This is a genomic window from Ferrigenium sp. UT5 (assembly GCF_045866295.1).
Classification (GTDB): Bacteria; Pseudomonadota; Gammaproteobacteria; order Burkholderiales; family Gallionellaceae; genus Sideroxyarcus.
The window spans coordinates 1-20,401 of sequence record NZ_BAAFRY010000016.1; the positions used below are offsets into that span (position 1 = coordinate 1).

A 20,401-nucleotide genomic window follows, 5' to 3' on the forward strand; every position below is an offset into this window, starting at 1 on the left:
GCGCACGGCGCGCTCGCGAACTTCGGGGGAATACTTCGGGGTGGGTTTCTTGTCCATAAGGGCTCCATTCTCTCAAGATTAGGAGCCTCCTCAAAACCCGGAGCGATTCACTACACTGACCAACGCCGCCTCCCCGGAGGTGGCTAAAGTTCCTGGGTAAAATTCAACGCGCAGAACTGGGTAGTTTTAAACGCGCGCCAACACCCAATCTGATTGGGTTATCACTGAACACCCTGAGCTGAAGATTATTGACGATGAAACGTGGGCGGCTGTTAAAGCAAGGATACAAGCCACCCGCAATAAGACTGCCGGCATGCGCGAGAACCAGAAGAATACCGCAGCAAGTGGTGGTCGTGGCCCACGCTACCTGTTCAGCGGCCTGTTGAAGTGCGGTTGCTGTGGTGGCCCGTATGTGATTGTAGATCGCTACCGCTACGGTTGCGGTATCCATAAAGACAGGGGAGACACTGCTTGTACTAACCGCACCAAGATTGCCAGGGAAAAGGTAGAGAAGATTCTGCTGGAAGGCATCAAGAAAGACCTGCTGTCTGAAGATGCGTATCGACAGTTTGAGCGGGAAACGCGCCAGATTCTAAAAGACATGCAGCCAGACCCTACGGAAGCTCGCAAGAAGGTCGAGAAAGCCCACAAAGAGGCCGAGAACATCCTAAATGCGATCCGGCAGGGGATTATCACCCAATCTACTAAACGAGCGCTTGAGGAGGCTGAGGAAGCCGCTAAAACTGCTGAAGCTGAGTTGAGTGCCATCCTTGCCTTTCAGCCGACACAGATCTTGCCTCGTGCAAGGGAGATTTTCAAAGGAATGGTGGAAAAGCTGGAGTGCATCAATGATGTTGCCGCCGCAAGGGAGGCAATCCGTGCCATTACTGGCGATATCACACTGACTCAGGAAAACGGAGAGCTATACGCAGAACTAACAAAGGGTGGCATAGCCACCCTCAGTCAGATAACGTTGGTTGCGGGGGCAGGATTTGAACCTACGACCTTCGGGTTATGAGCCCGACGAGCTGCCAGACTGCTCCACCCCGCGTCAGTTGAGGGGGCGCATTATAGGGAAACATTGCTGGAAGGTCAACGTTCATTTTGATGTAATCGTCAAAAAGGAGAGTTTGGCAACTCCTGATTTTTGTGCGATGGCCATCACCTGCGCCACCCGACCGTAGTTCACAGCTTCATCGGCTTGAATCTGCAATTGGAAGCCAGGATCAACGGCGCGACTTTTTAACATCTTGGCCAGCCCATCGTCGTTTAGGCGCGCAGACTCATAAGTCACTTCACCTTTCGCATCGATAGCCAGACTCACCTTCTGCAACTTGTCATCTTTCGCCACCGATTCCGTCTTGGGCAGATTGATCTTGAGCGACTGCGACGCCAGTAAGGGCGCAGTAATGATGAACACCACCAGCAACACCAGCATCACATCCACCAGCGGCGTGACGTTGATCTCGCTCATCATGTCGCCACTGTCCTGCCCCGCATTGCCGAATGCCATTGCCGTCTCCTACAGTTTGTAATCGTGCTTCTGCGCCAGGCGCAAGAAGTCATGCGCGAAATTTTCCAGATCGGTCACATGCACCTTCAGACGACGCAAGAAAAAGTTATAGGCCAACACGGCTGGCAACGCGACTGCGATACCAATGGCGGTGGCGATCAAAGCTTCTCCAATAGGACCGGCCACCACATCCAATGACGCCGAGCCACTTTTTCCGATGTCTTGCAAGGCATGCATGATGCCCCACACCGTGCCGAACAATCCGATGAAGGGCGCGGTGGAACCGATGCTCGCCAACTCGGCCAGCCCGCGCTCGTGATAGCGCTGGATGTTCTGCAACTGCTGGCGCAGCATGCGCTCCAGCACGTCTTGAGGTGCACCGGAATGCTTAAGGTCTTGCTGGGCACTGTTGATCGTCTTCAATTCCGCAAAACCGGCTTGCGCCAGGCGGGCGATATCACCCTGACTGGCTTCGCTGACCTTGCCCGCTTCGCTCCATTCACGTACGGCCCAGAATTCCTGGTTGAAAAGGCGATCCTGCTTGCGCGATTGGTATTGCTTCCACAGTTTGAACAGGGCGATGGACCATGTTGCGATGGACAACACGATCAGCAACAGCAAGGTGGCCGAGACGATGGGCGAGTTGATGGAAAAGAAATCGTGCATGCGTTCATTCCTCTAAAGAAAATTTGATCGGCACCAGGAACCACTGTGTGACCGGTTGCCCGAAGCGCTTGGCCGGCGAGAACTTCCAGGTCTTGACTGTCTGCAGCGCGGCTTGATCCAGGATGTCGTAGCCGCTGTTGGTCTGCAGCTTCACCTCGCCCGCCCTTCCCTCGGCCAGCACTTCCACGTTGAGCACCACCTTGCCCTGGTAGCCCATGCGCCTTGCCACCAGCGGATACGGCGGGCGCGGATTGCTCAGGTAGTCGGCGCGATAGTCCGGCTCGGCATCCAACAGTACCGGCGCAGAGGGGGTTTCGTTTTGTACAGCGGGAGCGGCAATCTCATGGGTAATCGGCGTGGGTTCAGTTACCGCTTCCGGTCCAACCTCACGGAGTTTGGGCTCCGGCTTTGGTTTAGGCTGCGGTTTAGATTCTGGCACCGGCTCCGGCTTGGGTGCCGGTTGCGGCACAATATCAACCTGCGGTAGAGCGATATTGGCGAATGAAATGGATAACGCATTGATCGCCGCCTTGGGCAACTCCGGTTGTAGCAGCAAACCTGCAATGAAAACCAGATGCAGCAGCACGACGAGGCTAATCACGATCAGACGTTCGTATAAAGTAGAATCCAGCGGTGAATCACGGAACGAGGAATCCATGCGAATACAGGGTAAACCGAATTGAATTGCCGACATGCTACCAGCGCCCCTCCAGTGTCGCCAGCAAGGTGTGAGGTAGGTCGTCAACCGTAGAGTCCAACGGGTTAAGCGGCCATCTGTTTTGCATAGTACTGCTGGCTGAAAGCGGCAGGCGAGAGATAGCCAAGTCGAGCCTGCTTTCGCATGCGGTTATGGCACATCGACTTTGTTGCGCCATCCGGCGAGCGAGTTAGACGCTCTGCAGGCACTGCCGACAAGAAACAAGCGCAGGAACTGCACGACAGTCTGAAAGCAGAAGCATGGCGTGTGCAGAAGATGGGCGATAAGCCCGACTACGTTTGGGACGAAGCAGCGTTGAAGTTTATCAAAGAGACGCAGCACAAAGCGACTCACCGAGATGATGTAAGCCGATTGCGTTGGGTGCAGCCGCACCTGACAGGCAAGAAGCTCGCAGAGATCGACCGGGAACTGATACGCCGCATTGGGGATATCAAGGCAAGCGAGTCCAGTCCTGCCACTGCAAACCGAGTCCTGGCATTGATACGTTCGATACTCAGGAAAGCGGCCTTGGAGTGGGAGTGGTTCGATAAGCTGCCCAGGATCAGGCTCTACAAGGAGGCGAAACGTCGTGTTCGGTGGCTCACACCGGAACAGGTGAATACGCTCCTGAAGGAACTGCCTCCCCATCTGCAGGACATGATGCTGTTCGCGTTATCCACGGGGCTGCGCCAAGCCAACGTACTCAAGCTGGAATGGTCGCAAGTGGATATGGCTCGCAAGGTGTGTTGGATACACCCTGACCAAGCCAAGGCGAGGAAGGCGATTCATGTCCCGTTGAACTCGTCGGCAATGGATGTGCTGTTGAGACAAATCGGAAAGCATCCGCACCGTGTCTTTACGTATCGGGGCAATCCGTCTGAGAACGCAAATACGCGGGCATGGCGGGGCGCATTGAAACGTGCAGGCATCAAGAACTTCCGGTGGCACGATCTGAGGCACACTTGGGCAAGCTGGTTAGCCCAACAGGGAACGCCGCTAAACGTGTTGCAGGAATTGGGAGACTGGGAGAGTGAGACGATGGTGAAGCGATATGCCCACCTTGCACCTGCTCAACTGGTCGAGCACTCGGAGCGTGTGTCCGGCTTGCTTCATGGCACAAATATGGCACAAGCCGAAAGGTAAAAAGGCCTTGCATCGCTGCAAGACCTTGTTTTGTTTGGCTCCCCGACCTGGACTCGAACCAGGGACCTGCGGATTAACAGTCCGTCGCTCTACCAACTGAGCTATCAGGGAATTGATGAGGTCGCTATACTAACGGCAGACGATATTTCGGTCAACAACTGACTGCAAACATGTTAGCCCCAGGTAGTAATGTCCGCTTTCTCCCAAATAGAAATGTCCGTTGGTGATTAGACTCACCCCGATTTCCGGCGTCACCAACAAATGCACATGATTCGTCATCAGCACATAGGTGTGAAGGTGTGCAATAAATAATTGCGGGTAAAGGAAAAAATAAAACCCGGTGCAGTTTCGACCGGGTTCTATTCACTACGTGTTGGTGGCGGACGGTTGACCACGTGCTGACCGGCCTCCCGGGCTTATGAGGACTGGCGAGGGCTGCAGCGGGTCAAGCGCCTAACAGGCGGCGAGCGAGTACGGATTGCATGTCACGACGTCCGTCCGCAATCAAGTAAATAAGGACCTGGTTGCCTGTGACACGATAGATCACGCGGTAGGGTTTGAAAAATGTCTGGCGGTATTCTTTGATCCCAAGGCCGACTAGTTCCTTCGGATAACTGCCGCGTTCCGGGAATTTCGACAGACTCTCCACAACGTCCATCAACTCATCCAATACATAGTTGGCGTTGGCGACGCAGTCGAATTCGGAGATGTAGTCGTGGATGGCCTCCAGATCCTGCTCCGCTCCCTCGGTGAGCAGGACCTCAAACTTGGCTGATGAGCCTGCCATCAGACTGAGGCTCGCTTGGCGCGGAGGCGGGCAACTACGTCAGCGACAGGCTTGACCTTGCCAGCGGCCACATCCTGATTGCCCAACGCGAGGATCTTTAGCAAGGCGAGTGTTTCTTGCGTCTCCTCGAACGAAGCGACGTCCTGCAGGACAGCCTTGGCTTCGCCGTTTTGGGTGATGACCATCGGTTCACGCTGCTCCGCGAGGTGCGTCAGGACCTCGGCTGCGTTGGCTTTGAGATAGCTGATCGGCTTGACTTGTGATGAGTAGCGCATGGCTGTGCTCCAGTTTTAACAAGACTGAATATAGTCCTTTTTTAGTCTCATGGCAAGGCAGCTGAATTGGATGTGCCAGTGCCATCAAGGAGATGAAGGCGATGAGCTAGCCAGTGGAAGCCGATGCGCTCCTGCTCTAGCCGCAGTCCAAGGCGAATGCGGTTGTCGCGCAGGTCGTTGTATAGGGCTCTTTCCTCGGGCGTGAGTCGGTGCAAGTCCACACGGAGGGGCTTGTCCTCACTTCCCCAATAAACAGCGTGCGCATCGAGTGTGGCTCTGTCCATCAAGAACGAAACCACGTGGTCAAAGTGGACGCGAAGCTGATCCAGAATGCCAAAGCCATGCGTGTCGATATCGCCCCAATAATGGATTGAGCAGTTGTTCAACCAACGGCTGCGGGAAAGTGCATCCCAACCATAACCAGCACCGAAAATTACGATGGCATTACAAGCAGGCGGAAAGGCCAGGAAGTTTGTTTCGTTCTCCGTGATGAATACACGCTGCACGTCGAGATCCAAGCGACTGAAGCTATCGGCATCCAGCGTCAAGTCAGGGGATACTGAGCCGGGCACGACCCGAATCGACGGATCAAGAACGCGGAAGCGAATGCGCGTCGGCTTTTCCAGAAAGCCGTATCGAGCAGAAAACTGACTGATACCGGTTTTGCCAGAATCCACTGCATCGACTGGTAATGCCAGATCGAGCAACTCAGCCAGCACGCCACGATGTGCTTCGATGAATTTGCTGTGAACCCCAGGCAAATCCACCTGCCGCAGATAAATGCCAGGACGTTGATGATCGACGAGCCATGTCACCACGGCCAGCAATTGAGGCCATTCGACGGACAGCTCCAGCGCCTGCAGCGGGCGCTTCTCCAACCACGGCAGCAAGGCTGGATGGGTTTGCCGAGTAGTGGAAACCTGTGCCGAAAAGCGTTCCCAATCTTTGCGCTTACCTAACCAGGTCAACGCATCTTCTAGTGTCTCGACCCACACACAAGCCGGTAGCTTTTGCGCGCCCTGGACACGGTGCCTGAGCTCCTGCCACTCCACGCGTACTGAGCTCGTCGCGGCCAATTCGGCGGCCCACTCCCGAACTTCGTTAAAGCGATCTGTGATGTCCGCTGAAGTTGGGGACTTAAGAGACATGCGTAAGGGGAAACGCACATTGCCTGTTACTGCGTCTCGCAACAGTTCGCCGCGCTCCCAAAGTCGCGTCAACTGCGCTTTCAACTCCTTCGGGCCAGTCCAAGTCACTGCGCAGACTCCTGCGCTGATTGGGTTGGCATCAAGGCCTTCTGCGCGCGGTATTCCTCGATGGACAGATTGCGCAACTTTGAAGCTCGCCCACCTTCGTTATGGACGAAGCCAACACTGGAGACGTAAGGTTCGATGATGTGGATCTTCTGCAGCGGAGTCACGATCAACAGTTGCAGGTTCAGTTGCCGAAACAGCTTCAGGCCGTATTGGGCTGACTCATCCGAACCACGCCCGAAGGCCTCATCAATGACCACGAAGCGGAAGGAACGAGAGCGGACAGCCCCCCACTCCAAACCAAACTGGTATGCCAGGCTGGCGGCCAGAATGGTGTAGGCCAATTTCTCTTTTTGCCCGCCCGACTTGCCACCGGAGTCTGAGTAATGCTCGTGCTCGCTGTTGTCCTCACGCCAGCGCTCGCTGGCGGCGAAAAGGAACCAGTTGCGCACATCGGTGACTTTCGCTGTCCAGCGGCGATCCTGTTCGGACAACCCTTCGCGCCCCCGGAAACGGTCGATGATGGCCTTGACCTGCAAGAATTTTGCTTCGGAATACTGGGCGTCATCCGAACCTGTGACAGCGCCTTCAGTGCAGGCGCGTAATTCCTGTTGGAAGTCGCGGATCTCGGCGTCAGGGCTGGCCTGCGACTCCAGCACGATGTAGCGGCCAGGGTTGTAGTCGATCTCGCCCAGCGATTTGTTGATGTGGGCGATGCGCTCCTTGATGGTTTCGCGCTCACGGGCCAACTGAGCATTGAAGTTCGCGATTTCGTTGATGGTATTGACGTTGAGCAGTTCCTTGAAGCGCGAAACAAAACGCGGCAGGTCGTCGCGGTTCAATTGCGTCAGCAGGTTTTCATATTCAAAGGCCGCTTCAAGGCTGGCATCCATCTCGGCCGTCTCCAGCTTGAATGTCTCCTTGAAGGAGGCCATGGCTTTGATGATCTTCTCGGCTAGACGTTTGAGCTTCAAGTCTTCGGCGTCAATCCTTGACTGCAGCCAAGTGCGCACGTCCTGCTCGCGGTTATCACAGGATTCAACCGTGAGTTGGTGTTCCCCCAGCGCCTCGGCGCGCATGGCTTCGAGCTTTGCCGACAATGCATCGTCGATGACAAAACCATGAAGCCGCTCCATGGTTTGCTGTCGGAGGTCTTGCGCGTCAGAGCGCCGCTGCTCCACTTTGGCGCGCTTCTCGCGCGCAGTTTGCAACTCTTCTCCTGTTTCCTTCTGCGCCTTCTGCAAGGTGCGCAGGTTTTCGTTCAACTGTTTGAGTACATCCGATGCTGACTCCAGCCGGTTGCGTTCATCCACCAACTGTGCAATTTCGGTGGCAACGCTGGCCCAATCCTGCTCGTCGAACGCCGTAAACTCTTCGAGACGGGTCAGCGCATCAAGACGGCTGGCGAGCTCATCACGTTGTTTCTGGACAATACCGATTTCACTGCCAACCTTACCGAGCTGCGCTTCCAGCTGACGGCGCTTGGCCTCCAGTGCCGCGATCTTGGCGCTATTGCTCCAGCCCAGTACATAGCGGCTGCGATCATCGATACGGTGACGGTCATCCTTTTCATGTCGGCCACTCGGGTCTTTGATCTGGCCCGCGCGGGTGATGGCGCGGGTCTCGCGGCGGAATTGCTCTTGCGTGGCGCAACACGCGACGTCAAACCGATGGGCGAGTTCGCGTTCCAGCCAATCGTAGTGCGGTGATTCAGGCTTGATCGCCAACTTACGAACTAAGGAATCACGGTGCAGGTCAGGCAGTTCAGCGGCCTTGCGTGATCGCACATGGAAGTACACCAAACGGCCACGCAGATGGGCGCCATCCACCCATTCGGCCACGGCCTTGTAATGTGCATCCGGGACCAGCAGCGCCAGGCCAAAGCCGCGCAGCAAACGTTCGGCAGCACCTTCCCAATCGCGTTCATCTTCACGCACCTGAATCAATTCACCAGCAAACGGCATTTCCTCCACGTTTAGTCCTAGCGCCGCACACATCGCGGCGCGAATCTGGATTTGCTGGTCATCAATGTTGCTGCGTCGGCGCTTGAGGCTGTCGATCTCCAAGGTCTGTTGGTCGTGCTCTTGCTTGCCTTGGCGCAAAGTCACACCGTGTTCAGTGAGGGTGTTTTGCAGATCAGCATCGCGGTTGCGTGCATCCTCGCGCCAGTTTTGATACTTGCCGCGCTGCACGACGAAGGTGGTGGCATCGGTCGCAGGTGGCTCACCCAGTACGGCGGCCAGTTCACCATAGCGACTGGCCTTGGCTTTACGGGTATCCCGCAGCTGCTCTTTTTTGCGAATCTCGACGGCAAGGCGTTCCAGCCGATCGCCGCCGTTGTCGTTGATGGCCTGCTTCAGTTCATCTACTTGCTGGCCTTGCGTCTCCTGCGAAGCATCCAGTTTTTGTACTTGTGCATCCACGCGCTCCCATTCTTCAGCCAGCGAGCCCAGGCGTTTATCTATAAGCCCAAGCTTCAGGCCCGCAAAGTGGGGTCTCAGACTATCCCGGCATCCGCGCAGACTGTCGACCTCGGCTGCCAGCGCCTTGTGGCGGCCACAGTCATCAATCAGAGGCGTGAGCAATTCGACCTGTTGCTGGGTTTTCAGTACGGCCTGATGGGCGCGATTGAGATCATCGAAGTGGCCAATCAAGGCCTGCAGTCGCGGGCCAACCTCGAAGGGTTCAAGCATATGGCTGCGCACGAAATCCGTCAGGTTACCCACGGACTTCATCGACACCGTCTGGTGGAACAATTCCAGCGCCTGATCGTTTTCAATGCCGAAGCGCCGACGGAACCATGCCGCATAGGGTGGAAAGCTATCGTGCAATTCAGCGCCAAGCCCGCGCAGCTTCTTGCGCAGCTGGGCAATGTCCGACCCGAAATGTGAAAAGTCAGTTGCAATAGATAGTGCACGCTCCGCGCTCAAGAAGAACCGAGCTGGCTGCCCCTGAGCCTCCTTCATCCAGAACACCTGCGCCAGCGTTACCGTTTGGTCGTAGCCTGCGTTGTGGAAAACACCCAAGATCACCGAGTAGCTGTTGTGGTCTCGCAGGCTCACCGGCTTGGCCGCGCCGGTAACCTCATTGCGCTCGGATTTATAGTGCCCCAGCACGTAGGAGCGCAGTGTTCTTTCCTTGCTGTCCGCTCCGGCGGCCTTGTTGTAGGCGATCCGGTTAGCAGGCACCAGCAGAGTGGTAATGGCATCCACCAAGGTGGATTTGCCCGAGCCAATATCACCCGTAAGCAAGCCATTCTTGCCATCCAGTTGCAGCGTCCACACCCGGCCGTCAAAGGTGCCCCAGTTGAATGCCTCCAGCCGCGTAAGCCGAAAGCCCGACAGCGTGTCATCGGCGCAGAAGTCCAGGCCGAGTGATTGCGGATCATTCATGGCCGGCACCTTCCTTGGTGTTGCTCACTCCCGCCAGCTGAGATTGATACGTGGCCAGGCGCGTATCGAATTCGGCCAGCCATTGGGCGTCGACAAAGGCTTTCAGAATCCGCCGCACCTCGAAAGTGGCGGGCCCGACTGCCGCGCCACCGGCGGGTTTGAGCTTCTGCAGAAAACCCAGTTCGGCCACCTTGTTGATCGTGGTCTCGATCTGATCGATCAGTTTGGCCTCATTCGGGCCATCAGGCAGGAACACCCGCACCAGCTCCACGATGTCGTCGCGGGATAGCACCAGTCTTGTGTCCCCACCACCCGCGTCGAACTCGGCCAGTTTCTTGCGCAGTAGGGCAAGCAACAAACTCACGGCGAAGGACAGCGGGCGGCGCGCCACCAAGCGGGGCAAACACGGTGATGAATCGTCGTCGGCAGGCTCGGGACGGCTTTTCAGGAATGCATAGCCTTCTGCCTCATCCAGCACCAGATCAAGGTTCAACACCGCCACGTAATCACGCACGCGTGCTTGCAGGTTCAGCAGAGCTGCCCATTGGCGTTCATCGCCATCCCGGTAGAGCACACCTTTGAGCAAGCCGATCAGCAAAACCGACAAATCAGCGGCTGGAGCCACCATCGGGTGTGCAGTCGGTGTTGTGTTCAAGAATTCCTCTTCCATCCCTTGCCTCAGCTTTTGTTCTTTTTCAGCGCATGAAGATCACGCGGGGCAGCCGCGCACTCCGGGTAATAACTTGACCATCCGTTGCCACTGCCTGCCAGAGGATGGGTTCGGGGGTGTCTTCGTCCACCACGGTGCTGAATGCTTCACTGCCCAATTGCAGATAGGCCACCAACTCGGCCAGCCCCTGTTGTAAGGGCTGATTCGCTACCAGCTCACTCAAAGTGATCTGGGCGCGATCTTGCAAAGCGTGGCGGATATGGCGGGTAAGCCGCGCCTTGTCGACAACCACCTGATCGAACAATGCCGATGGGTCAATATCTTCATCACCCGTTTGCAAGGCCAGATCGGCAATCACGGGTTTGATGGCGGGAGTGAACAGGGGCCGCTCCATTGCCAGCTCAATGTCTGCGCAGGACTCAGCCATTTCCATCACGTTGCCTGGAGGGGGAGCATCGCGCAGCGCCAGCGCCTTGCTCTCGATGCCATGCAGAATGTCCATGATGCGGCGGTTTTCCAGCCAAGCCTGATCGTCCAGAAAACGGCGCAACTGCTGTGACAAAGCGGCGACGGTGCGCTGGGTATGTTCGCCCGCTTCCATCCAGTCGTAATGCACGCGGCGGGTGCGGGTATCCGGGTTCAGGTCCGCCACCGCGGGCAGTGCGAGCACGCGATCCAGCAGCTCGGTCAATTCTTCCTGACGACGGCTGGATAGCAGAAAGTCCCAGAAGGCGCGAAAGCTCTTGCCCTGATCAGAATCGGCAATGGCATCGCGCTCGCCCATGATGTCTTCCAACAGCGCGCCCTTGCTGCCTTCCCAGAGCGCGATGCGCTCGCGGACGCGCCGGTCCAACTGACGAAAGTTATGCTCCACCTCGCGAAAGTCAGTCAGCAGCTCGCGCGCACCCTGCATGAATTGCTGGAAGCGATCTTTCACCGCCGTGTCATCCAGCAGCGGCACATCGCCCGACAACACCCGTGAGATTTCGGCGTCAATGTCATCACGTTTTTTGTGCAGCTCGGCGATACGCTTGGCCGGATCGGCCTCACTGCCTTCGCTCATCTGTTTGAGCAGGTCAAACAGCGTGAGCAGGCGGGATTCCGTGCCGACGAACTGCCGTTCGCTGAGCTGCGCCAGCCAGGCGATGGCCTTTTCGGTCGCGGGCGTCAAATCGAATTGCGCCTCGTCCGTGCCGGGGCGGTAGAACTTGCGCAGCCAGCCCTTGTCGGGCGCGGCCCAGTCGTTCAGGTACTCCAGCGCGGGTTTGGGAAATGCGCTTTCGCCCACGTGCAGGCGCAAGGCATACAGCTCGTCCTCCAATGCTTCGGCCAAATCCGCCGCTGCCATCACCCGCACATTCGGTGCCACGAACACCCGCTGCAGAAAACTCGCCACCAGCGGTGCATGATCCGAACGCAACAGCCGCCACGCGGGGTGGTGGGTGCGCAGAACATCAAGGGTGGCGTAGTCGAGGGTCATGCGGCGCTCGGCTCGGTGGGCGTGAATAGAGCAGACTCGAAAGCGTCCCATGCCGCACTGCGTAATGCGGTAGCTTCGGTTCGCTTGGATTTCGCACGGATCACGGCGTCGTTCAATGCTTGAGCAAGGTCTTTTTGATGTGCAGGAGTTGGCAGCGGCACCTTGAGAGCCTTGATGTCTTTGCCGCCGATAGCGAAATTCCCAACCGCTGTTCGAGCTGCTGCTTCAATTTGGCTGCGCACGGCAGGCACTTGGAGTAAGCGCCAAAGAAATTCAGGTTCGATCTTGTCTAGGTTCGGCCGAACACGAATGACCTTGTCAGGGAAAATCATGTCGTCGATGTCGGACTCTACAAGTGCCGACATCCCAACATATGCCAACGTGCCATTGGTTCGGCACATCAGAATGTCACCTTTCTTGAGGGCAAATTGTTCGCGCAGGGCAGGTTCATCCGCTATGAACTTGTTTTCTGCCAGATCAAGCCGCCCCTTGGTGACTGCACTGATCTTCAAGACGCGCAAAGGGGTGGATTTCTTCGACGGTCCTTTCGAGCAGCCGTGGCGAACTTCAAGCAGCGCATTCCCCAGCAATTCTGTCGTTGCTTCCAAAGTGGTTGAGCCACTTCCAGTTACCCCACGAAGAATGCCGTCGTGACTCCACCGCTCCACATCCTTGAACCGTGCCACGAACACCGGCCGATCCGGTAGAGGAGGCGGCGGGGCCACGCCCAGTGCCGCTTCAAAGGCTTGCCAACCTGCGCGCTCAATGACTTCGGCCTCCTGTTCCAGTTGTTCGGCGCGAGTCAGGGCTTCTGCGTAGACGGTGACCAGTGCATCTTGCTCGTCCAAGCTTGGTACTGGCACCTCGAGGCTCAAAAAGCCCTCGGGCGTGACCCGCTTTCGGCCGCTGGTGCCCGATGCCTTGCGCTGAAGATCTGCCTTGAAATGCGCGGCGCGCAACAGGTGGTTCAGGAAAGCAGGCCGCAGTTTTTCTGGCTTGGGCGTAAAGACTGGGTACTCGGGGGTGATGACCGCTTTGGGAATGCTGTCCGGGATCAGCCCCACCGCGCCATTGCGGGCATCGATTTTGGAGAAAACCAGGTCGCCAGGGTAAGCGGCAAACATCGCCCCTTTGAAAGCTTCGGCCCGATCACGTGGCAGCACCTCGCCAGAGAACTTGATGGTGATGGCCTGCCAGTCACCAAGTACTCCGTCAACTCGCACGGATTCGTGACGCGGAACGATTAGTTCACTCAAGGCTTTTAATGGAAAGCCACTGGCGCGTGCTTCACCCGCTGTCGTCTCAATCCAGCGTTCTATCTCCCTCCACCGCCGGATCACGCAGTGGAGGGCACCGGAAAATTTGGCGTTGCCTCCGGCTGCGCACCTTGCGCTAACCAGTTTTCAAACTCGCGATAGGCTTTGAGCAATTCGGGCAGATCTGTCGCCACACCTTCGCCGGTTTCGCCAGTGGAGGTGATGCCGACGGCCTTGGGGGCTGCAATGAACACAGGGTAGTCAAACAACTCGCGCACGCGCGTCCACAGTGCGGCGGTGTGGGCTTCGTCGACGCCTTTGTATTTGGACTTCAACTCCGATAGCAGTGCATCGCTGTGTTTTTGTACGCCCGCCGGCGCCGCTGTGGCTTGCTTTTTGAGTTCGGTAACCGCCTTCTTGTGTTCCTTTGCGACCTCACCCAGCCAGACCGGCTTGCTCTGGGTTGTGGGGCGGCAGGTGCGTGGATATGCCGGCGCTTCGCCGCGCTGCCAGGGCAGCAAGGTGCGGTTCAAACCCAGGGCTGCCAGTTCATCCAGCAGACGCTGTGCTTCAGCGTCCTCGCCGCTGACGATGCGAGATGCGTAAGCCAGGTGCTGCGCAGTGCGCTCCGCATCAAAGTCTGCATCAAGCTCGGAATGGGCTTGAGTCCATGCCGCTTCCCACGCAATCGATTCGTCATCGGTGAACTTGCGCAGAAACACCAAGGATGCTTTGACCGTGGCGTTACTCGACTTGAAGGTCTCCTCGGGCAAGCTGACCACGGCCAGCAGCTTGGCGCGGCCCTCGGCCCAGCGGCGCAGCCAGGCCAGAGAAGGATTGTTGAGATTGCCATCGGGCAGCACAATGCCCATCCGCCCGCCGGGCTTGAGCAGGTTCAGGCAACGCTCCACGAAAATCAGTTCGGTGGGGCGGTTGTTCTTGGCCTTGCCGATCTCGAACAGATCAAGGATCGGCGTTTTTGCGGCGGCGGCATCCAGTAGGCGTTGGTGGCTTTCTTCCCACGCTTCACCGTAGCCGCGCTCCCGGCAACGGGCGAGATAGGCTTCGTCGGTGGGTACGCGGGTCTCATCGCTGCCACCGACCTTCTGGTCGCTGCCGACGTTGGAGCCAAACGGTGGATTGGTCAGCACCAGGTCAAAGCGGCCATTGAAGATGCCGTTGATGTCGAGCAGACCATCGTGGTAGTGAATGCCGCCATGCCCATCGCCGTGCATGATCATGTTCATCTTGGCGGTGCGGGCGGCGCGTGGCTCAGCATCGGTGCCGTAGATGCATTTCCAAGCTAAGCGCCCCACGCGGGTATCGATAGGCTTGTTGTCGTCCCCGCTGGGGAGCAGTTCGCGGTTTAGCCGAGAAAAGGCCGCTTCGATCTGGGTTTCTTCCTCTTCTTCCGGCAGGCCCAATGCTTCGATACGGGCGCGTTCTTCATCCTTCTGCCGTTGAACGTCTGCCACGATTTGGGCGCGGACGTGCTCAAAGGCACGGATCAGGAAACCGCCGGAGCCGGATGCCGGGTCGCAAACGAGTTGGTTTTCCTGTGGGTTGAGCAGGTCGACCATGAATTCGACCACCGGGCGCGGGGTGAAGAACTGACCCAGCTCGCCACGGAAGGTGGTGCCGAGGAATTTCTCAAAGGCCAGACCTTTGATGTCATCGCCAGTCTTGGAGAGATCAAAGCGTTGCAGTTCTTTGACGATGCGCCGGAAGGTGGTTTCCGAGATTTCCAATTTGTCAGTGGCTGCAAACAGATCATCTGCCTTGTAGTAGTCCTTGGTCAGCTCAAACAAACCATCGTGTACCAGTGGATCGTTTGGCATACGGGACGCGGCGCGCTGATCAAGATAATCAACAGTGAATGTCCCGTGCAGGCCGGAACGTTCGATGTACATCTTGATGAAGAGGATCTTCGAGATGGTGTCGAAAGCCCGGCCCGGGTCCATCTTGTGAACGTCGCGCAGGATGCTGTGGCAAACAAACAGCAGGTCCTGGAATTCTTTGCGATTGAAGGTCCGCAGAGATTCACGGATTTCTTTCAAGCGCTTTGCATCGCCCCAGTCAGTGGCTTTGGGAATTTCGTTGATGGCCACGAAACCGCCAGGGAGCCCGGGAACCAGTTTGAACACCGCCGTGTGCCGGGCATTGGTGGCAATGAAGAATTCGCAACCGGCGGCGCGGGTATAGGACTCGCCTTGGTAGTAGTCTCGTTGCTGGATATCGATGGTGTCGGTCTTGCACTCAATCACCAGCACGGGTGTGCGACCTGCATCTTTTTCGGTTGCGGACTGCCAAATCACGATGTCGGCGCGAGGGCTTTTGTGACCGTGTTGCGTGCGTCGCTCCTGATCCATCTGCTCCAGTGCATAGCCGTAATGCTCTACCAGCGTGCGGATGAATTTCTGCCGAACGATCTCCTCCGGTTTGGTCGTGACGTCACGCCACTCCTTGCGCAACGGAATCCACAGCCAATTGCCGTCCTGATGCAGAGTGTCGGCGGCAGGTGGAAATGGCAGGCTGGGTTTGTGGGTCGGTTTCTTGGTCTTGGCCATGAGTTAGTTCTCAATCAATCTTGCTTTTGTTGTTCTTCATCCGCGCCGCCTGCGCGTACCCATTCGTCCACCTCGGACAACTGGAATTTCCACAGTCGCCCCACACGATGCGCAGGTAGACCCTTGCGCTCGCGCCAGCGATAAACGGTGTCCTTGGCCACGCCCAAGTGCTGGGCGACATGCTCGGCGGTGACCCACGGTTCGGTGTTCATGGCATTGGCGCTCAATTGGTCTGAGTGAAAGTCGATGTAGATCGGTGAAAGTCTACATGAATGGAGCTTTATCGACTATCGCGCCACCACAGGTGCTCTCCATTTCTTGGAGGTCATCACGGAGCGGTAAGGATGTCCAGCTTCTGGAGCCCCTTGCATCGCTCGTCAAAGCGGCGGTTTTTCGTGCGGCAGGAGTACAAACCTGCGAACCCGGTACGCACCCAGGTTCGCACCTTCTGAGTTCGCGCGATTCCGCACACGCCAGCGCTGATGCGGCATTCAGCCCATCGGGCCGCACCGCCAAGTGCGAACCGCAAACCTTGCAAACCTTGTTTTGGGGTTGGACGGTGGCGCAATGCTGCGCTGTCGCCCCCCGCATTGGATTTTCGGCAGGAAGGACCCGTTTTGCCTGGGCGTGTGTGTATTCCCCGACCGTAACAATAGGCCGTGACCATCACCATCATCACAACCATCACGGTCAATGGCCCGCCGTGACAGTGGTGATGGTTGTGACGGTGCTTCATCTCTGTTTGGCCCAAAACACGCACACATCAACGTTGCAATGGATCGTCACCGGCATGGCCGGTAATATCTTGGTTTGTCCAATTCAAATCCAAGACGTGCGGAGGCGTGCATTCAGCGATGAGCTACTGTCGGCAATTCAATCAGTTCGATCCATTGACCGGTGCAGTCCCTCGCGTACCGTTCGTGGCACTGGGCGAGATTGCCGGGCGTGCGCGCCATTTGCTGAGTAATGCCACGACGGCGCAGCTTATTGAATTGGCTGAGACTGTCGAGTGGATCATCGACAGTGCCGTACTCAGGGCGGCTGAAGAAGCCGGTGCTGACGAGGAGCCCGCGCCAGTACGCATGCAGCGCAGTGACGGGCAATGGCTGCGTGACAGCATCTTCTATTACGACATCCGGCCCAAGGCGGGTGAACGCTTTCCGCACCATCATCACGCTTTTGCCGTGCTGGCACTGTGGTTGGTGGTCGATGCCAATTTCTCTATTCAGCCCGAACTCGATGCAATCGGCTACCACCGGGCGGTGCTGCCAGAGACGGCAGAGATCGAGCGGCAATGGGTGACGGCGGGGCGGTATGCCATCGATGCCATGGAGGCCATCTGTCTGGCGGAAGAACTGGCAAGCCGTCACGCTGACGCTCGCCTTGCTCGCATCCTGTTCCCCAATGAAGGAACGAGCCTCGATGCAGCAGTGAAGGAACGCATTTCGATTCAGGCCAAGGCTGCGGCCATCGAGAAGCACAAGACCAATCGTGCTGCACGATTGCGAGCTATCGAGTTGTACAGCATGCACAACTATCCCAGCGTCGAAGCCGCCTCACAGGCCATCGCCAAACTGGTACACAAGTCGCCACGCACCGTGGCCAAGTGGCTCTACGACGAGCGCAAAGGTCGTACCCCGCCGACATCTGACCTGCAGAAGTAGCAAGGGCACTCTCGCTGCGCGCAGCGTGTGCAGTCTGCGCGCACTGGTCGTTTCTCTGCCGGAAATAGAGGTATTCAATACAGAGCATCCCAAAACGACCACGGATGCTCACCATGAATTTCACCCGCCCAATCCTGCCCGAAACCGGCTTCGTTCGGTTGCCGCAGATCCTGTCCCTCATCCCCATCAGCCGTTCCGCGTGGTGGGCTGGCATCCGGGAAGGCAAATTCCCCCAAGGCATCAAACTCGGCAGCAAGACCACGGTCTGGCGCGCTGAAGACATTCGCAATCTCATCGAACGCTCGCGCTGATTCGGGCGGTGACGATGAGCGCGTCTATCGCATCGAAGGACGGAGTAGTAGAGAACGACCGTCACCACCATCACGACCATCACACGGTCGAGGTGGATGCGGTAGCTACTCCGGCACCGACGCCTGACACCGATCCCGTTGGCGTGATCGAGGCGGCGCTGCTCCGACTGGCCGATGACGTGGGCGTGCTGGCCGAGGAAGACGTGGTGCGCGCCTTCACGATTTTGAAGGCCACCGATCTGCCGACCTACTTACGCCTGCGCAACGCCGCCAAGAAGGCCAACCGCGATTGCTCGGTGACGGTGCTCGACAAACTGGTGCGTGCCGAACTGCCCGGCAGCGATGACGACAGCAGCACTCTTGATGAATTGGTGGCTTTAGCCCGGGCGCAGTGCCAGTTGCACCACGATGCCGACCGAAACGCCGTGGCCGTGATTCCGATGCCCAGTCGGCGCGAAGTGTGGCGGGTGTATTCCTCCGGCTTTGAAGACTGGCTGCGGGCCACCTACTGGAGGGCCAAGGAAATGGGCGTGCCGGAAACCACCATGAAGTCGGCACTGGCCACACTCGCCGCCGCAGGCATCAACGATGGCGACGAGATTGAAGTCCACGTCCGCGCCGCCCGTTGTGACGATGGCTACCTGATCGATCTGGCCGATGAGCAGTGGCAGGCCATCCATGTCACACCCCAGGGCTGGCGGGTGGTGAATGAATCACCGGTGTATTTCACCCGCACGCCTTCGATGCGCCCGTTGCCGATGCCAGCTGCGAATGGTGATGTCGGATTGCTTTGGCAGCACACCAACATCCCGGCGCACAGCCGGGTGATGGTGCTGCCTTGGCTGCTGGACTGCTTCCGTCCGGACACCCCATTCCCGGTGCTAGAGCTGGTGGGCGAACAAGGCTCGGCCAAGTCCACCACGCAATCCGTGCTGCGCAGCCTGGTCGATCCCAACAAGGTGATGCTGCGTGGGCGGCCCAAGACGGTGGAAGACGTGTTCGTCGCTGCCGCCAACAACTGGCTGGTCAGCTACGAGAACCTCTCCGGCCTCACGCCCGAGCAGCAGGATGCGTTTTGCACCCTGGCTACCGGTGGTGGCTTTGCCTCGCGCCAGCTTTACACCAATGGCGAAGAGCACGTGATGGAGACCAAACGGCCGGTGGTGCTCAACGGCATCGCCGTGGTCGCCACGCGTCCCGACCTGATCGACCGGGTGATCCATGTCGATCTGCCGACCATCCCCGCCGATGCCCGACGCGACGATGCCGACACGCACGCGGGCTGGGAGCGTGATCAACCCAAGGTGTTCGCCGGCTTGCTCGATCTGTTCTCAGCGGCACTGGCCATCCTGCCGACGGTCAAGCTCACCCAGAAGCAGCGTATGGCTGACTACGAACGACTGGGCGAGGCAGTGGCCCGCGCCCTGGGCTTTGCTCCCGGCGAATTCCAGCAGCAGTACGCAGACCTCGTGCGCGCGGGCATCGACCGGGCCTTGGAGAGCAACGCCGTTGCGCAGGCCCTGGACAAGTACCTCGCGGATCGCATCCTGCCCATCAATTGGCAGGGCACCGCCGGTCAGCTCTACGACCTGCTGAACACCCACAGCATTCCTGACCGCAGCAGTTGGCCGCGCTCCCCGAAAGGGCTGGCCGATCAATTGCGACGCATTGCTCCGGCCTATCGCGCCAAGGGCATCGACATCACCCACCTTGGCCACAGCCGCGATGGCGCGCTCTGGCGCATCACCACCCAAAAACAGCACGCCACGCCGCCCGGCGTCTCCCACACCTCTGTGGGCGGCATTCGATATGGAGAGCACAAATGAACGTGAACCCTTTCACCAAGAAAGCAGCAACAGCGGCCAACCCGAAATCCGCTAAGGGCGCATCGCCCGTCAGCGAAATCGGGGATGTCAGTGCCGTGGCGAAGATATTCGACCGTCTACGCCAGCAGAACGCCCAGTACCACCAGGCCATTGCCGCATTGGTCGCGGCCAACCGCATCACCTGCGGCTGGGACAAACCCGCCGAGCCGGAGATGACGCTGACCATTCAGCGAGATGTACTGGCAGCCTTGGGCGACGCGGATGCGCTGGCGAAATTCGATCAAGAACACCAACAGGCGCTGGCGCAGGAACAAGCCGCACGTGTGAAGGCCACGCAGCAGGTGCTGGAAGCACCCACCCGCGTCAAGGCACTGGAGCAGTACATCAACGATCTGGCCGGGCAGATGGTGGCCGGTGTGGATGAATCGCTGATCGATCAGGAAATCCGCCGCATCTTCCGCCCCAGCGCACAGCGGATGCTGGCGGCCGCCAAGATCTTCGTACAGGCCTGGCGCGAAATGCAGAGCGTGGAGGCCGTGCTGTTGCAGCGCGTGCGCCTGACCCACACCCGCGTGACGGGCGACACCTGCACGCGTTTCGACCACGAGCTGATCGGACAAACGCGCGATGGCGAACTGTTGCCCACCTTGATTGCGGGCATCCCGTACGAAGAACTGCGCGACCTGAACGAGCAGTTCACCCGCACCGACAATGAATTGGTCACTGCGCTGGACACCGCCCTGCGCAGCGCGGGCTTCGACGGCTGGGGCCTGAAGGTCTATCACCCCAAGGCCAAAGGTGATGAGCGCCGCATCTACGCGCCCGATCCCAATCCGCCTAAAAAGCATCTCGGTCAAGGTACCGGCCTGTCGACCGTGGTGCGCGTGGATGTGTGAGGGCT

18 protein-coding genes and 2 tRNA genes are annotated in these 20,401 nt (G+C 58.1%); 6 read left to right on the forward strand and 14 right to left on the reverse strand.

The window, feature by feature from the left end:
* Positions 1-313 precede the first annotated feature (313 nt).
* The gene (locus ACKTSJ_RS07355) at positions 314-1,018 is read left to right on the forward strand and encodes a zinc ribbon domain-containing protein (RefSeq protein ID WP_407898993.1); all 705 of its coding nucleotides are present in this window, start codon (positions 314-316) and stop codon (positions 1,016-1,018) included.
* Here ACKTSJ_RS07355 and ACKTSJ_RS07360 read toward each other — a convergent pair.
* The 4 genes from ACKTSJ_RS07360 to ACKTSJ_RS07375 form a co-directional block, all read right to left on the reverse strand.
* Positions 975-1,051 (reverse strand) — tRNA-Met (locus tag ACKTSJ_RS07360). The two genes, ACKTSJ_RS07355 and ACKTSJ_RS07360, sit on opposite strands and share 44 nt — an antisense overlap.
* A 48-nt stretch (positions 1,052-1,099) precedes the next feature.
* Complete coding sequence (locus ACKTSJ_RS07365; RefSeq protein WP_407898872.1) at positions 1,100-1,513, reverse strand: ExbD/TolR family protein; 414 nt, start codon at positions 1,511-1,513, stop codon at positions 1,100-1,102.
* A 9-nt stretch (positions 1,514-1,522) separates the two neighbouring features.
* A complete protein-coding gene (locus ACKTSJ_RS07370; RefSeq protein ID WP_407898874.1) occupies positions 1,523-2,179 on the reverse strand; it encodes a MotA/TolQ/ExbB proton channel family protein in 657 nt (218 codons plus the stop codon).
* A 4-nt stretch (positions 2,180-2,183) separates the two neighbouring features.
* Positions 2,184-2,873, reverse strand: coding sequence for an energy transducer TonB (locus ACKTSJ_RS07375; RefSeq protein WP_407898876.1), 690 nt, complete (start codon positions 2,871-2,873; stop codon positions 2,184-2,186).
* 147 nt (positions 2,874-3,020) lie between these two features.
* Between ACKTSJ_RS07375 and ACKTSJ_RS07380 the strand changes: the two genes are divergently transcribed.
* Positions 3,021-4,019 carry a tyrosine-type recombinase/integrase gene (locus ACKTSJ_RS07380; RefSeq protein ID WP_407898878.1) on the forward strand — a complete coding sequence of 333 codons (999 nt, stop codon included), beginning with the start codon at positions 3,021-3,023 and terminating at the stop codon, positions 4,017-4,019.
* Positions 4,020-4,054: 35 nt separating this feature from the next.
* Here the strand turns inward: ACKTSJ_RS07380 and ACKTSJ_RS07385 are convergent.
* From ACKTSJ_RS07385 to ACKTSJ_RS07430, 10 genes are all read right to left on the reverse strand, one after another.
* Positions 4,055-4,130: transfer RNA gene (locus tag ACKTSJ_RS07385), tRNA-Asn, on the reverse strand.
* Positions 4,131-4,464: 334 nt separating this feature from the next.
* A complete protein-coding gene (locus ACKTSJ_RS07390; protein WP_407898880.1) occupies positions 4,465-4,806 on the reverse strand; it encodes a type II toxin-antitoxin system RelE/ParE family toxin in 342 nt (113 codons plus the stop codon).
* The gene (locus tag ACKTSJ_RS07395; RefSeq protein WP_054257227.1) at positions 4,806-5,081 is read right to left on the reverse strand and encodes a type II toxin-antitoxin system Phd/YefM family antitoxin; all 276 of its coding nucleotides are present in this window, start codon (positions 5,079-5,081) and stop codon (positions 4,806-4,808) included. The genes ACKTSJ_RS07390 and ACKTSJ_RS07395 overlap by 1 nt, the downstream gene beginning before the upstream one ends.
* Before the next feature lie 47 nt (positions 5,082-5,128).
* The gene (locus ACKTSJ_RS07400) at positions 5,129-6,337 is read right to left on the reverse strand and encodes a DUF3322 domain-containing protein (RefSeq protein WP_407898883.1); all 1,209 of its coding nucleotides are present in this window, start codon (positions 6,335-6,337) and stop codon (positions 5,129-5,131) included.
* Positions 6,334-9,726, reverse strand: a complete 3,393-nt coding sequence (locus ACKTSJ_RS07405; protein ID WP_407898885.1) for an ATP-binding protein — start codon at positions 9,724-9,726, stop codon at positions 6,334-6,336. The genes ACKTSJ_RS07400 and ACKTSJ_RS07405 overlap by 4 nt, the downstream gene beginning before the upstream one ends.
* A complete protein-coding gene (locus ACKTSJ_RS07410; protein ID WP_407898887.1) occupies positions 9,719-10,381 on the reverse strand; it encodes a DUF4194 domain-containing protein in 663 nt (220 codons plus the stop codon). Before ACKTSJ_RS07410 ends, ACKTSJ_RS07405 begins: the two co-directional genes overlap by 8 nt.
* 40 nt (positions 10,382-10,421) lie before the next feature.
* Positions 10,422-11,876: a DUF3375 domain-containing protein gene (locus tag ACKTSJ_RS07415; protein WP_407898889.1), complete on the reverse strand. Its 1,455-nt coding sequence runs from the start codon at positions 11,874-11,876 to the stop codon at positions 10,422-10,424.
* Complete coding sequence (locus ACKTSJ_RS07420) at positions 11,873-13,132, reverse strand: hypothetical protein (RefSeq protein ID WP_407898891.1); 1,260 nt, start codon at positions 13,130-13,132, stop codon at positions 11,873-11,875. The genes ACKTSJ_RS07415 and ACKTSJ_RS07420 overlap by 4 nt, the downstream gene beginning before the upstream one ends.
* Before the next feature lie 80 nt (positions 13,133-13,212).
* Entirely contained in the window at positions 13,213-15,699 is a 2,487-nt protein-coding gene (locus tag ACKTSJ_RS07425) for an N-6 DNA methylase (protein ID WP_407898893.1), read from the reverse strand.
* Positions 15,700-15,713: 14 nt separating this feature from the next.
* On the reverse strand, positions 15,714-15,911 hold the full coding sequence (locus ACKTSJ_RS07430; protein ID WP_189373450.1) for a helix-turn-helix domain-containing protein: 198 nt from the start codon (positions 15,909-15,911) through the stop codon (positions 15,714-15,716).
* Positions 15,912-16,691: 780 nt separating this feature from the next.
* On the opposite strand from ACKTSJ_RS07430, the gene ACKTSJ_RS07435 reads away from it, so the two are divergent.
* The 4 genes from ACKTSJ_RS07435 to ACKTSJ_RS07450 all read left to right on the forward strand — a co-directional run bounded on the left by ACKTSJ_RS07435 (position 16,692) and on the right by ACKTSJ_RS07450 (position 20,396).
* Positions 16,692-17,363: a hypothetical protein gene (locus tag ACKTSJ_RS07435; protein WP_407898895.1), complete on the forward strand. Its 672-nt coding sequence runs from the start codon at positions 16,692-16,694 to the stop codon at positions 17,361-17,363.
* Positions 17,364-17,476: 113 nt separating this feature from the next.
* Positions 17,477-17,674 (forward strand): AlpA family phage regulatory protein, encoded by a 198-nt coding sequence (locus ACKTSJ_RS07440; RefSeq protein ID WP_308726027.1) that lies wholly within the window; start codon positions 17,477-17,479, stop codon positions 17,672-17,674.
* Between the two features lie 14 nt (positions 17,675-17,688).
* Positions 17,689-19,500: a hypothetical protein gene (locus tag ACKTSJ_RS07445; RefSeq protein WP_407898898.1), complete on the forward strand. Its 1,812-nt coding sequence runs from the start codon at positions 17,689-17,691 to the stop codon at positions 19,498-19,500.
* Positions 19,497-20,396, forward strand: a complete 900-nt coding sequence (locus ACKTSJ_RS07450; protein WP_407898899.1) for a hypothetical protein — start codon at positions 19,497-19,499, stop codon at positions 20,394-20,396. Before ACKTSJ_RS07445 ends, ACKTSJ_RS07450 begins: the two co-directional genes overlap by 4 nt.
* Positions 20,397-20,401: the final 5 nt, after the last annotated feature.